This is a genomic window from Mesorhizobium helmanticense, assembly GCF_003034915.1.
GTDB lineage: Bacteria > Pseudomonadota > Alphaproteobacteria > Rhizobiales > Rhizobiaceae > Mesorhizobium > Mesorhizobium helmanticense.
On record NZ_PZJX01000039.1, the window covers coordinates 82439 to 95413 of the forward strand.

The 12975-nt window shown below is 64.7% G+C and carries 15 protein-coding genes; 7 read left to right on the top strand and 8 right to left on the bottom strand.

Annotated elements, in window-relative coordinates:
- Positions 1 to 6: 6 nt before the first annotated feature.
- Positions 7 to 372: a VOC family protein gene (locus tag C9427_RS21045; protein ID WP_107651017.1), complete on the bottom strand. Its 366-nt coding sequence runs from the start codon at positions 370 to 372 to the stop codon at positions 7 to 9.
- A gap of 150 nt (positions 373 to 522) precedes the next feature.
- Here C9427_RS21045 and C9427_RS21050 point away from each other — a divergent pair, with 150 nt between their 5' ends.
- Both C9427_RS21050 and C9427_RS21055 read left to right on the top strand, forming a co-directional pair.
- Positions 523 to 852 (top strand): hypothetical protein, encoded by a 330-nt coding sequence (locus tag C9427_RS21050; protein WP_245437127.1) that lies wholly within the window; start codon positions 523 to 525, stop codon positions 850 to 852.
- Positions 853 to 862: 10 nt separating this feature from the next.
- Positions 863 to 1753, top strand: a complete 891-nt coding sequence (locus C9427_RS21055) for a sigma-70 family RNA polymerase sigma factor (protein WP_167434423.1) — start codon at positions 863 to 865, stop codon at positions 1751 to 1753.
- 127 nt (positions 1754 to 1880) lie between these two features.
- Here the strand turns inward: C9427_RS21055 and C9427_RS21060 are convergent, their stop codons facing one another.
- On the bottom strand, positions 1881 to 3035 hold the full coding sequence (locus tag C9427_RS21060; protein ID WP_107651078.1) for a sulfite oxidase: 1155 nt from the start codon (positions 3033 to 3035) through the stop codon (positions 1881 to 1883).
- A 119-nt stretch (positions 3036 to 3154) separates the two neighbouring features.
- Complete coding sequence (locus tag C9427_RS21065) at positions 3155 to 4213, bottom strand: class I SAM-dependent methyltransferase (RefSeq protein WP_107651019.1); 1059 nt, start codon at positions 4211 to 4213, stop codon at positions 3155 to 3157.
- Between the two features lie 182 nt (positions 4214 to 4395).
- Between C9427_RS21065 and C9427_RS21070 the strand changes: the two genes are divergently transcribed.
- The gene (locus C9427_RS21070; RefSeq protein ID WP_107651079.1) at positions 4396 to 5280 is read left to right on the top strand and encodes a LysR family transcriptional regulator; all 885 of its coding nucleotides are present in this window, start codon (positions 4396 to 4398) and stop codon (positions 5278 to 5280) included.
- Positions 5281 to 5385: 105 nt separating this feature from the next.
- Here the strand turns inward: C9427_RS21070 and C9427_RS21075 are convergent, their stop codons facing one another.
- From C9427_RS21075 to C9427_RS21085, 3 genes are all read right to left on the bottom strand, one after another.
- A complete protein-coding gene (locus tag C9427_RS21075) occupies positions 5386 to 6285 on the bottom strand; it encodes a dihydrodipicolinate synthase family protein (protein ID WP_107651020.1) in 900 nt (299 codons plus the stop codon).
- Positions 6286 to 6410: 125 nt separating this feature from the next.
- Entirely contained in the window at positions 6411 to 7652 is a 1242-nt protein-coding gene (dinB, locus tag C9427_RS21080) for a DNA polymerase IV (RefSeq protein ID WP_107651021.1), read from the bottom strand.
- Between the two features lie 101 nt (positions 7653 to 7753).
- Positions 7754 to 9463, bottom strand: a complete 1710-nt coding sequence (locus tag C9427_RS21085; protein ID WP_167434424.1) for an AfsR/SARP family transcriptional regulator — start codon at positions 9461 to 9463, stop codon at positions 7754 to 7756.
- 178 nt (positions 9464 to 9641) lie between these two features.
- On the opposite strand from C9427_RS21085, the gene C9427_RS21090 reads away from it, so the two are divergent.
- From C9427_RS21090 to C9427_RS21100, 3 genes are all read left to right on the top strand, one after another.
- A complete protein-coding gene (locus tag C9427_RS21090; protein WP_107651080.1) occupies positions 9642 to 9914 on the top strand; it encodes a DUF4242 domain-containing protein in 273 nt (90 codons plus the stop codon).
- A gap of 147 nt (positions 9915 to 10061) precedes the next feature.
- A complete protein-coding gene (locus C9427_RS21095) occupies positions 10062 to 10562 on the top strand; it encodes a hypothetical protein (RefSeq protein ID WP_107651023.1) in 501 nt (166 codons plus the stop codon).
- A 95-nt stretch (positions 10563 to 10657) separates the two neighbouring features.
- The gene (locus C9427_RS21100; protein WP_107651024.1) at positions 10658 to 10891 is read left to right on the top strand and encodes a DUF1127 domain-containing protein; all 234 of its coding nucleotides are present in this window, start codon (positions 10658 to 10660) and stop codon (positions 10889 to 10891) included.
- A gap of 34 nt (positions 10892 to 10925) precedes the next feature.
- Here the strand turns inward: C9427_RS21100 and C9427_RS21105 are convergent, their stop codons facing one another.
- Positions 10926 to 11288, bottom strand: coding sequence for a hypothetical protein (locus C9427_RS21105; RefSeq protein WP_107651025.1), 363 nt, complete (start codon positions 11286 to 11288; stop codon positions 10926 to 10928).
- A 196-nt stretch (positions 11289 to 11484) separates the two neighbouring features.
- Between C9427_RS21105 and C9427_RS21110 the strand changes: the two genes are divergently transcribed.
- A complete protein-coding gene (locus C9427_RS21110; protein WP_107651026.1) occupies positions 11485 to 11787 on the top strand; it encodes a hypothetical protein in 303 nt (100 codons plus the stop codon).
- 221 nt (positions 11788 to 12008) lie between these two features.
- Here C9427_RS21110 and C9427_RS21115 read toward each other — a convergent pair whose 3' ends face one another.
- Positions 12009 to 12704: an XRE family transcriptional regulator gene (locus C9427_RS21115; protein WP_107651081.1), complete on the bottom strand. Its 696-nt coding sequence runs from the start codon at positions 12702 to 12704 to the stop codon at positions 12009 to 12011.
- Positions 12705 to 12975: the final 271 nt, after the last annotated feature.

The following is a 12975-nucleotide window of genomic DNA, read 5'->3' on the forward strand; positions in this document are numbered from 1 at the left end:
GCCCGCCTAGCGGCTGGCGAGCACCATGCGGTTGCCCTCGCTGTCGCGAAACTCGGCCACGGTGCGGCCCGGGTCCCATGGCGCCTCTTGCGGTTCGGTGATGATCTCGACGCCTCCGGACTTCAAGGCCGCGCTCGTCGCTTCGACATTTTCGTCGACCAGCACCAGCACCGGTCCGGCGCTCGGCGTGTCGTCGGCGCGCCTGACCAAATGCAGGTTCGTCACCGCGCCGGGAAACGCCAGCTCGATCCAGCGCCAGCCGCTATCGCCCATTGGCTGGTCGGCGGCGACCTGGCAGGCGAGATGCCTTGTGTAAAACGCCTTGGCGCGGTCCTGGTCGAATACCGGCAGTTCGGCAAACTGGATATGCATGGTGAAATCTCCTGTCTTTGGTGGCTGCCTAGGGGCCGCCCTCGGGTAAAAGACGATGCGGGTGGCCAAAAAGATTCAGCCCTTGCCCGAGAATCTTTTCGGCAACTCCGGTCGTCTTCAGTCCAGGTCAACCATTTCAGGAGATGCAGCATGGGCTACAAACTTATCCGCTACAGCGTGAAGGACACCGAGCTGGAAGCGAACCGCGCGCTGGTGGCAAAGGTGTTCGAGGCGCTGGACGAGACGGCACCGCAGGGTGTGCGCTATCTTGTGCTCGAACTCGACGATGGCGAGTTCATCCATATTATCGTCGAGGGGCATGTCGTCGGCGAGGGCAATGACGCATCTGGGCTGACCGGGCTTGCCGCATTCGAGGCGTTCACGCAGAACCATGCGGAGCGGCGCTCGACCCCGGTCCGGCGATCGCCTGTCAGGATCATCGGCAACTACCATGTCCTCGAGGCCGGGAAAGCCGGATAGAATGGATGCCATGAGCACTGGAAAGTTCGACCGCCCGGCGCTGGAGGCGATGCTCCCGGGCTTGCGCCCGAAACTGCATCGCTACTGCGCCCGCATGGCCGGCTCGGTGATCGACGGCGAGGACATCGTGCAGGAGACGCTGCTCAAGGCGCTGCAGGCGGTCGACGGCCGTGCGGCGGTCGAGCGGCCGGAGCAATGGCTGTTTCGCATCGCCCACAATGCCGCGCAGGACCATCTGCGCCGGCGCCAGCGGGAGCGGTCGCGCATCACCGAGGCCGACATGACCACGATCGAGGATCCCTCCGGCAGTGCCGACGCACGGCTCGCCACGGCTGCCGGCCTGCGCAGCTTCATACGGCTTTCGCTGGCGCAGCGTAGCGCCGTGATCCTGGTCGATGTGCTTGGCCTTTCCCTGCACGAAACCTGCGAGGTTTCAGGCGCGACGCTGGCCGCGACCAAGGCTGCGCTGCATCGCGGGCGGGCGCAGCTGCGCCTTTTGGCATCAGAGCCCGAACAGGCCGCCGTGCCAAAACTCGATGCCGAGGACGAGCGGCGCCTGCGCCGCTATGTCGACCTGTTCAACGCGCGCGACTTCGACGCGGTCAGGGCACTGATCGCCGAGGATATCCAGCTCGAAGTCGTCAACCGCACCCGCATGCGCGGCAAGGCGGAAGTCTCGACCTATTTCGGCAATTACGACCGCGCGAGCGACTGGGCGCTGTCGCTCGGCTTCGTCGACGGCCGGCCGGCGATCCTGATCCGCAACCCTGGAGAGCCGGATGGCGCCGTGCGCGGCTTCATGCTGGTCGAATGGTCGGGCGAGCGGGTGATCGAGATCCGCGACTTCCGCTACGCAACTTGGTGCCTGGTCGATGCGGAGATCTGCACTATGGAGGAGTGAGGGGGCTGGGATGGGCGATAAGTTCTTGGAGCGGTTCCGGTTTTCCTGGAACCGGCAACTCGCTCCAACTATGTGTTTCGCCGCATTTATGCGGACGCCAAATGATTCCATTTGGCTGCAAAACGCTCTAGACACGCACGCGGCGCGTCACCTGGCCATTGCTTTCCCAGTATGTGTGTTTCCTGGCTATCAAGGGGTCGTCCATTGCCGGTTGAATTTGTCCCGTGGTGCTGATCGCGCGCGAGGTCACCGTGTGTTCTCCAGGCGAGGCATTTGCCCAACCCAGGGACCAAATCTTCCAAGCGTGTTCGGCCTCCTCACTGTGGTCGATGGCCGCTGGTGCCCAAGGCCCTTGATCGATTTGCACTTCGACCCGGTCGATCGGCGCCCCCCAGGCTGCTCCAATGATGGAGTAATCCGAGTCTTTCCGGGTGACCTTCGCAGGCGCGGACTTTATCAGCGCTCGCCCGACTGAAGTCTCGGTCCACACGGTCTCGCCATTGTGGTCTTCCTCCCGGATGGTGACATAATCACGGGCCATCAGAAGGCTCATGAACCGCGTATCACGAACCTCGATGCGCTTCAGCCACTTGACGTTGGCGATCCCGTACCAGCCTGGAGCAATGAGCCGCAGCGGGAAACCATTGGGGGCCGGCAAGGCGGCTCCGTTCATTTCATAGCAGAGGAGATTGGCGGGGTTCATAGCGTCGGCGAGCGACATGCTGCGAGCGAAGTTCTGCTTCATCTTGACGTCGCGTATCGGGATCTCGCTTTCGTCAGTTCCGAAAAAGACGACCTCGATGCCCTTCTCCAGCACGCCGGCTTCCTCGAGGATCGGGGCGAGCGGCGTCCCTGCCCAGCGGGCATTGCCGATGCCGCCGGTGAAAAAGGGAAACCCATGGTTGCCCGAGCATTCCACCGTGAAGACGACCTCCTGCCGCGGTCGTGCCCTGATGTCGGCGAGTGTCAATTCCAGGGGCTTCTTGACCAGGCCTCCGATCTCCATCGACCATGTCTTCTCGTCGATCGTTGGTCGATTGAAATGCGAGATGCTGAAAAACTTGTCGTTTGGAGTTATCCAGCTATCCAGATCCTCCCACACAAGCTGGGTCTTGATACCTTCCGGATTGGGATTTTCGGTCGGCTGATCCAGCCACGGAACAACTTCCTCGCCTGCCTGTTTTGGGAAAGCGTAAGCCCGACGCGAGGTGTAGAGAGCAGCAACAGCGGCAAGTGCCGCGCCTCCTTGAACAAGAAGTTCTCTGCGTTGAAAACTATGCATGTTGTTTACCTCCCAGTTGATCCGGAACAGGCTGCAACGTGCGTTAGGCCGCAGCCTGATCACGGATAGGCGACACCATGGAAATTCTGCCAAGTGATTCCACTTGGCTGCAAAATGCTCTAGGGGCGGGCCTCCAGCACCATGTTGAACGGCGTCTCCGCGGCGCGACGGAATCGCTTGAAGCCGCCGCTGGTCACCACCTTGCGCAGCCTCGCCTCGCCGGCCTGGGCGCCGAGCCCGAGCCCGACTTCCTGCGACAGGGACGCGGGCGTGCACACGAACGTGGAGGCGGCATAGTAGACGCGTCCGACGGGATTGAGGTTCGCCGCCAGATGATCATGCGCGAACGGCTCGACTATCATCCACGTGCCATCCGGTTTGAGCGATTCGTGGACATGGGCGGCGGCGCCCGCTGGGTCGCCCATGTCGTGAAGGCAATCGAAGAAAGCGACGAGGTCATAGGTGCCGGGATAGGTCTTGGCGGTTGCGACCTCGAAGCGCGTGTTGGCGCCGACGCCGGCTTCCTCGGCGGCCTTGCGGGCGCGCTCGATCGAAGGGGCGTGATAGTCGAAGCCGACGAAGCGCGAATTGGGGAAAGCACGTGCCATGAGCACCGTCGATGCGCCATGACCGCATCCGACGTCCGCGACATCCGCGCCGCGTTCGAGCTTCTCGACAACGCCCTCCAGAGCCGGCAGCCAGGAGCCGATCAGATTGGCGTTATAGCCTGGACGGAAGAACCGTTCCGTGCCGCGAAACAGACACGCGCTATGATCGTGCCATGCGACGCCCTTGCCGGACTGGAATGCCTGCCTCACCTTTTCTTCATCGAGCCACAGCGAGGATAGGACCTCGAATGCGCCAGTCATGAAGGCCGGGCTATCTTCATCGGCAAACACCAGTTCCTGCTCGGCGTTGAGATAGAACGCGTCCTTGGCTTCATCGTACTCTACGTAGCCCGCAGCCGCCTGCCCGGAAAGCCATTCCCTCACGAGGCGTTCCTGGGTGCCGGTGCGTGTCGAAAGTTCGGCGGCCGTCATCTTGCCGCCTTCGCGCAGTGCCTTGAACAGGCCGAGCCTGTCTCCCAGCAAGACTCCCGCGCCCGTAGCGATCGCACCGAGATCACCGACCATTTTCCCCAAGAATGCGTCCAACTTTTCCTGACTGGCTTCAGACATCGGAATCTCCCTTTGGGCTGGATCTCCTCAACCGCGTTCGGTGACGCCGATCCCAATTCAGATCGGCTCCGGCAGCGGCCAAGCTGCCATAAAGGCTGCTGAAGTTTACTTGGGCGTGAGGGAGGCGGATAATGCCGAATTATCATCGCGGCGATGCAGACGGGACATCGGCGGAGATTATTATGGAGATGCATGAAATCCGCTATTTTCTGGCGGCCAGCGAGACTCTCAACTTTCATCGCGCGGCGGACCTCGTTCACGTCGGCCAGCCTGCGCTGACGCGGGCCATACAGAAGCTGGAGGCGGAACTTGGCGGCTATCTTTTCCATCGCGAGAAAACCCGCGTCCGGCTCACCGATTTCGGCTGTCTGATGCGGACCCATCTGGACGAAGTACTGCAGCGTTCGGAGACTGCGAAGAGGACGGCCAGGAGCTTCCTCTCGCTGGAAACAGCGTCGCTGACGCTCGGTGTGATGTGCACCATAGGCCCGCTGCGCTTCATCGGTTTCCTCAATGCCTTTCGAGAGCGCTATCCAGGCATAGAAGTGACCGTGATCGAGGGCGCGGCAACCCATCTCACCGACCTTCTGACCGAGGGCAAGCTTGACGTCGCCCTGCTGGCAAGACCCGAACCATTCGACCATGGCCTGAAGGCGGATCCTGTTTACCGGGAGCGCTTCGGTATCGCCTTCTCGACCGGTCATCCTTTCGAGATGCGCAATACGCTTCATCTTGCCGACGTTCGCGGCGAAGCCTATCTCGAGCGCATCAATTGCGAATATGGCGATCACATAGACGGGCTCTGCCGGAACATCGGCTTCGATATCCGCAGCGCCTTTCGCAGCGAGCGCGAGGATTGGATTCTGGCGATGATCGCCGCGGGCATGGGCGTCTGCTTCATCGCGGAATACTCGGCCAGCCATCCCGGTGTCTGTCACAGGCCCGTCGTCGACCCTGAAATCATACGCGAGGTGTCGCTCGTTTCAGTGACCGACCGCTTGCCTTCACCTGTTGTCTCGGCTTTTGCCGAAGCGGTGAAGGAGCACGACTGGCAAATGGCCCAATAGGAGCTTCGGTCAAAGCGCATCCGCGTGGCCGGGCCAGGAGCGCAGGTCTCGGTCGGTCTGCCGCGCACTTCCGACACGGCATGTCGCCGGTCCGGCTTTGGCGCATCAGAAGCCGATATCGCGGCTGAGTATGCCCTTGAGATCGTGCTTGAGCGTTTCGCTCTCGGCGGCAGGCAGCGCCGTCAGCGGCGGCAGTGGCGAGGCATAGGCTGGGTCGGCCATCATTTCGGCAATCATGGCCTTGATGCCGGGAATCAGCGGACCCGAGGCCACGCGCTTGCGAATGGCAGACGCCGTTGCGAGCGCGCCGGCATCGCCGTCGCGCCAGGCGGCGGCGCACAGCCTGCTCGAAAGATTGGCGGTGGCCGAGATGCAGCCAGCGAAGGCGCCGCTCCTGGCCTCCATCAGCGATCCCTCATCGCTTGGAAAAACATCGAAATCAGGTACAGCGGCCGCGACCGTGCGCGAATAGGCGAGGTCGCCCGATGAATCCTTGAGACCGCTGAGCCGTGGTCCGATCCGCTCCCGCAACGCCGCCACCAGCGCCGGATGGAAGGGAACGCCCGACAAGGCCGGGAAATGATAGAGGTAGAGCGGGATCGCCTGCGTCGCGGTCATCTGCGCGACGGCGCTGAAATAGGCGATCACCCCGTCATCGCCAACGTTCTTGTAGTAGAAGGGCGGCAGCAGCAGCGCGCCGGCGAGGCCGAGTTCGCCGGCATGACGGGTGAGCTCGATCGCGTCAGTGACGGACGCGGCCCCGGTGCCGACCATCAGCCGGTCGCGCGGCAAGGCCTTGGCGGCGGCGGACATCAGCGCCTTGCGCTGGGCAAGGCTCATCGAGGTCGCCTCGCCGGTGGTGCCGCACATGTTCAGCGCGTCGCAGCCTTCGTCGAGCAGCCTGCCGGCCAGGCTGACGAAACGGTCGATGTCGGGTTCCGGGGTCGTGGTGAACGGGGTTGGAATGGCGGCGATGACGCCGCGCAGCTTGTTCTTGCCTGTCATGACTAATCCCTGGTTCGAGTCAGGTCTGGCAAAGCAGCCTGGCCCGGGCGCGGCGGATCATTCACAGGCGGATGCGGTTCGTCAACCGGGCGTGGATGGCGAAACAGCGATCAACCAGCGCCGGCTCAGAGCTCCTTTTCCGCCAGTTCGCGAAAGCCGTCGGGAACCGACCGCCGCGGCCCGAGCGCCACCGAGGCATAGCCGACCGCTTCCCAGCCGAAACGGTCGCGGATCTTGTCGATGGCGCGGTCGGCGGTCCAGCGTGCGGCACCCTTGCGCGTGCCGGGGCGGCGCCGGTCGTCGTCGAGGCCGAGCGGCAGTTCCAGTTGCAGGCCCGCCTGCTGCTCCAGGTGCGAGACGGCGATCGCCAGCAGCGAGATGGTCTTTTCGTGCGGATGATCGACAAGCACCTTGCGCACCAGCGCCTCGGCGATCTCGGCCAGCATGGCGGTCGCCGAAATCGGCTGGTCGAGGGTGATTGAGCGCGTCACCGAGCGCAGATCAGCGAAGCGGACGCGCACCGTCACCGTGCGGCCGGGCCGCGATTTCGCCCGCAGCCGGGTGGCGACCCGGTCGGCCAGATGCAGCAGCGCCGGCACGAAGACATTTTCGGCGGCGGGCTTCTTGCCGAGCGCCGATTGCGCGCCGGCCGAGCGCGCCCGGCGGTGCGTCTCGAGCTTGCGCGGATCGCGGTTCCACGCAAGCGCATTGAGCTTTTCGCCCGCCGCCGGGCCGAGCAGGCGCTCCAGCGACCACCCCGGCGTCTTCGCCAGCTCGCCGATGGTGTTGACGCCGATGCCGGCCAGCCGCTGCCTGGTGACCGGGCCGACGCCCCACATCAGCTCGACCGGCAGATCGTGCAGGAACTCAAGCTCATGGCGCGGATCGACCACCACCAGCCCGTCGGGCTTGGCCACTTGCGAGGCGATCTTGGCCAGATGCTTGGTGCGCGCCACGCCGACCGAGATCGGCAGGCCGAGTTCGGCCTTGACGCGGCGGCGGATGGCCGTGGCGATCTCGGCCGGCGGACCGAACAGATGGGTGCAGCCGGCGACGTCGGCGAAGGCCTCGTCGATGGAAATGCGCTCGACCACCGGCGTGAAATCGCCAAGCACTTGAATAGCCGCGTCGCCCAGCCGCTGGTACTCCCTGAAATTGCCGCCAACGAAGATCAGCCCGGGGCAGAGTTCGCGCGCCCGCCGCCCCGGCATGCCGCCGCGCACGCCGAAAGCCCTGGCCTCGTAGGAGGCGGCCAGCACGACGCCGCCGCCGACGGCGATCGGCTTGCCGCGAAGCGATGGGTCAAGCAATTGCTCGACCGAGGCATAGAAGGCGTCGAGATCCGCGTGGAGGATGTTGGCTTCCATCCGTGCCCGCCCGCGGCAGTGGAGCGCCGCCCCGTATTGAGGTGGTTTCGATGTGAACATAAAGGGAACATTTGGGATGGATTGTCAAGACGTTGTTGGCGCTACCGTCGCCCGCCGATGAACGCCGCCGCGCGCGCAACATGCGCATCCCGGTGCGTGCGGGCGGCCAAAGCCAGCCATTCACGGCCGATGGCGTCGGCAACCTCCGGACGGCCTTGGCGCGAGCTGATTTCGACCTGGCTGGCCAGGATCTCGACCTGGAGCGCGGAATAAGCGTCGGTGTCGCGACCGCAGCGGCGGTGTGCCTCGCCAAGCCACTCCATCGCTTCGGGCAGTGCGTCGTGGGCGGCATAGGTCAGCGCCAGTGCACGCGCCACCGCGCCTTCCCAGCAGGGATCGTTCATCTGGCAGCTCAGCGCAAAGGCTTCTTCCAGCCCTGGCCGCAGCTCCCGCGGGCTCGCCTGCTGGCGGGTTCGGGATTCGCTCAGCACCGCGACCGGCCACGGCCGGAAGGAAATCCAGCGCTGTTCCTCGACCAGCGCCAGGCAATCGCCGAGCCAGCTATCGGCTTCCGGCAGCCGGTCCGCCGCAAGCAGGCCCCAGCCGCCCAGCCCCAGCGACCAGATCTCGCGGCGGCGGTTGCCGGCGGAGCGGGCGTGCTCCAGGGACAGGGCGTAGTTGTCCAGCCCTTCTTCGATGCGGCCCCAGTCGACCAGGTTGAAGCCGATGACGCCGTGGATGCCGGCGAGCGCATCGCTATCCTCGGCCAATTCGACGGCCTGCGCCAGATAGGCGGCGGCGGTCGGGCGGCGGCCGGCCAGCGCCTCGACATAGCCAAGCTCGCGAAAGCCCGCCGAGGCGACGCCGGCGCTGCCTGACCGACGGGCCAGCTCGGTGCTTTGGCGAAGCAGGATCGAGCCCTCGTCGTCATAGCCCCTGACCGAATGGACCAGCGCGGTGCCGAGCTCGAAGGTGGCGGTGGCCGTAAGATGCGGGTCATTGGTCTTCTCGGCGTCGCGAACCGCGCGGCGTAGGCAATCGATGCCTGCATCCGCCGCACCGGCCGAGAGCGCGGCAAGGCCGGATTGCATCAGCGACCTGACGAAGGCTTCCGGCGAAATGCCGCCGGGTGGCGAGGCAATGGTGCGGCGAGCCGCACTGCGCAGTGCCGCCGACGGCTTTTCGCCGAGCTCGGCCAGGAACACGGCTTCCGCCGCCTCGACCTGGCCGAGTGCGGCGTCATAGCGCCCGGCCAGCGCCAGGCTTTTGACCAGCAGGATATGGGCGCCTTCGTCATACGGGCTGCGCCTGACGCCGAGCTCGGCCAGCCGCGTGGCGCGGCCATGGTCCTCGATGGACATTGCCCGGATGGTCTCCTGCCGGATCCGCGCTTCGACGATGCCGGCAATGCGTTCGCGCTCGACCAGCAGCCAGGTCGAGAATTCCGGGCTGCAGCGGGGCTCCAGGCTGCCCAGCAGCGGGCCGGCCTGCTCGACATCGAAATCATCGCGGTCGAGGTTCCAGACATCGACCTCGATGTCGGCGGCAAAGCGGCATTCGACCGGATCGCCGTTCAGGCATTCCGACGCGTTGAGCGCCTTGCGCAGCGAAGCCAGGCACCAGCGCAGGGAGCCGAGCGGATCGACGGTTTCGGGAAACAGCTCCGCCGCCAGGCTGCGCCGGTCAAGCGGCGCGCGCGCCAGCGCCAGGCGGGCAAGCAGCGCCCAGGCCTGATGGCCGCGCACCGGCTGGCTTTGCCCGGCGGCATCGAGGATCGCCGGTTCGCCAAGGAGTTTGATTTTCCCGCCCACGCTTTTCCACCATCCGACAGCGACCGCCACAGCCTTGCGCGGCGACCGTGGGACGAAGCGTGTGACCGGTCGCGCGCGTTTTTTTGGCGTCGCGGCGCAGCGGGTCCAACGGCGACCGGTTTCAAGGCCCCCGTGGACCCAACAAGTCAACGCAACAACGTAACAATGGAGACCGACAATGCCAACGTTCATCATCGAACGCGAGATTCCAGGCGCCGACAAGCTCAGCCCAGCCGAGCTGAAGGAGATTTCAGCGAAGTCCAACGCGGTCGTGGCCGGGCTCGGCGCGCCCTACAAATGGGTGACCTCCTATGTCGCCGGCGACAAGATCTACTGCGTCCATGAGGCCGACAGCGCCGCTGTCGTCGAGCGGCATGCCCGCGAAGGCGGCTTCCCGGCCAACAAGGTGACCGAGATCGCGGCGTTCATCGGACCCGCGACGGCCAGTTGAGGCGCGCCGAACCTTGATCGGAAAGATCACGCCCACACAATGAGATAGGGCCTGATCCCTGCAAATTGAATCGGGCAGATCAAATCGAGACATGCGGCAAACGCGGCGCCAGCGTCCGTTCCGCCAACACCAACGAATGGAAAGAAAATGACCACCACGCTTTGGACGCGGCGCCTTGCCGCTTCATCCCTGCTTTCGATCGCGGCCACCGCCACCCAGGCCCACGGCGCCAGCCCGCTGGCCGACAAGGTGCGGGCGGCCAACAGCCGCTTCGAGACCGTGTCGGCGGCGACCTCCGAAGGCTATGCGCCGATCCCCTGCGCCAGCGGCCTGACCGGCGGCGCCATGGGCATCCACTATGTCAATGCCACCTATCTTAGGGATGACGCGGTCGATGTCGGCAAGCCCGAGGCGGTGATGTACGAGCCGATGGCCGACGGCACGCTGAAACTGGTAGCGGTCGAATATATCACCTCGAAAGGCCCGGCCTCGCTCGAAGGGCAGCTGTTCAACTTCAACAGCGCACCCAACCGCTACGGTCTCGGACCGTTCTACGAGCTGCATGTCTGGGCCTGGAAACACAACCCGACCGGCACGTTCGCCGACATGAATCCGAACGTGTCCTGCGACGCGATGAAGGGGATGTAGCCGGCCGTCTCACATCCGCGAGGAAGATCGCACCAGCACCCGGCCTCTCTACGAGGGAGGCCGGCAGTGGCCGATAAAAGGTTTGGACCATCACCATGATCAAGACGAGCTGCGAGCCCGCCTTCGTGCAAAAGCGCATCGCGTCGCCCTTCCTGCGTCTTGCGCTGGCCATGCTGGCGCGAATGGCGCGCGGCTGGCGCTCGCGCCGCGACCGCCGCCATCTCGAGGCGATGCCTGATTTCATGCTTAGGGATATCGGCATCAGTCGATCCGACATCGACTATGTCGCGGCCCATGGCGACACACGCCGCACGGCGCCCGACTTCTAGAACCAACTTTGGTTCGGGGGGCTTCCGCCTCGGCTTACGCGGCTTCCCTTGCCCAGAGGCGGTGGCCGTAGCGGCGGAAGAAGCGCGCCAGCAGACGCTGCTGCTTGGCGCGGGCGAGATCCTGCATACGCCGCTCCTTTCGCCAGCGCGGCATGTTGCGATAACAGGCGATGAAGCGGGCGGCGTCCTCGATCGCCTCCTGCGCCGACAGCGCCGGACCGATCGCCGCCAGGAACAGCGCCTCGCTCTGCTTCAGCCGGTCGACGACCGCCTTGCGCTGGTCATGGCCCTGCCGGGCCCTGGCTATGCCGTCGAGGCGGATGGCCGACAACGCGGCCAGCATGGCCGGGCTGTCGCCGGTGTAGCCGCAGTCGCGGGCGAATTGGGTGGCGTCCATCGTCACGTCCTCAATGCCGACGGCCGTGCCTGCCGCCCATCGGTGTCGGCCGCGACGGTGGCTTTCACAAATATAAGCATAACTCAAAAATATGCACAAGCGAAACTTTTATACTGACTTGAGCGGAGCCGACTCGACTCCCGGGTAAAAACCAATATTGTTGTGAACAAAACAGGAACACAGGGACGAAGCGACGATGACATTGCCGGGCAAGGAGGCGACGATCGCCGATGTCGTTTCGATTGCGGTCGAATGCATCGACTGCGGTCGCAACAGATGGTGGAAGCCGGCCGAACTCAGGCGTCACGGGGTGAGCGGACAGACGCCGCTGGCGGCACTTTCGGAGCGCCTTTGCTGCTCGGCCTGCCGCGCCGACGGCCTGCCGGGCAGGGCGGTGTCGATCCAGGCGGCATTCATCGAAGAGCATGAGCGGCGGCGCAGGGAAGCGCGCAGACGTAACGAGCGCGAGGTGCCGCTGGAGAGATCCAGGCGGGCTTGAAGGACGCGATCCCTTCTCCCCCTGTGGGAGAAGGTGGCCGAGCGAAGCTCGGTCGGATGAGGGGTGTTGGACGGATCGCCAACGCTTGCCGTTTGACCTGCTGCCGGAGGAGCGAAGGCGGGCGGACGGCCATGCCCTCATTCCGTCCAGCACCCCTCATCCGTCTCGGCGCTGACGCGCCGATCCACCTTCTCCCACCGGGGGGAAGGAAGAGGGCGCACTCAATACCCCAGCAGTTCCTTGAGCGGGATGACGCGGAAGACGCTTTTGATCGCGTAGCGGTTGAAGGTCAGCGTCTTGGGCGGATTGTATTGCTCGACGACCAGCTCGCCGGCGGTGCGCTTGACCAGCTTCTTGACGAAGGCCTTGCCGTTGCGTTCGCCCTCCTCGGGCAGCGTCTCGATCACCACATGGTCGCCGGGCACGGCGTCGCGGCCGCCGCAATAGATCATGTCGCCGGGTTCGTAGCGCGGCACCATCGAATCGCTGAGCACATGCAGCGCAAACACATTTTGCAGATGCTTTATGCCCGGCGGGCGTTGGACATAGCCGGCCGTCTCGCCGTTGAAGGTGAAGTCGCCGTCGTCGCCGCCAACGGCGGCGCCGAAAATCTTGATGTCCATCGGGCCGGTGGGCAAGGGGGCGGGATCGGTGACGATCTCGGCGTCGGCAACATTGTCGGCGTCGTCGAGGAAAACGACCTCGCCCTTGCCCAGCGCCACCGGGTCGACGCGCAGGAAGGCGGCGGTCTTCAGCAGGTTCTCGGTCTTGGGCAGGTTGCGGCCGGTTTCCCAATTGCCGACGGCGGCGACATCGGTGTCGTTGTGCTCGGCAATGTGGCGCATCACCAGGCCGCGCTGCTTGCGCGCCTTGCGGATCGCCGCTCCGACCTTGATCGACAATGGGGTTTTCGTCATGACGCCATCTGAAACATAAGAATCGGTTTCGTCCATGCAAGAATGACTTGCATAAGTTTTTGAGTTATGCTTTTATATGGCCATGCACAAGTCGCACCAACCGCTTTCGCTTTCGCATCCGTCCCGGCTGTCCTCCTCCCCGGCCGGGACGAAGCCCGAGGCTGACGCCTCGGATCCGGCGCCGTCTCCCCCGGCGACCGGAACGGCCGGAGGCCTCGTGCCTCCGGCCACGCATTTCCGCGACGGGCGGGCCGGCTCGCCGATCCGCGAT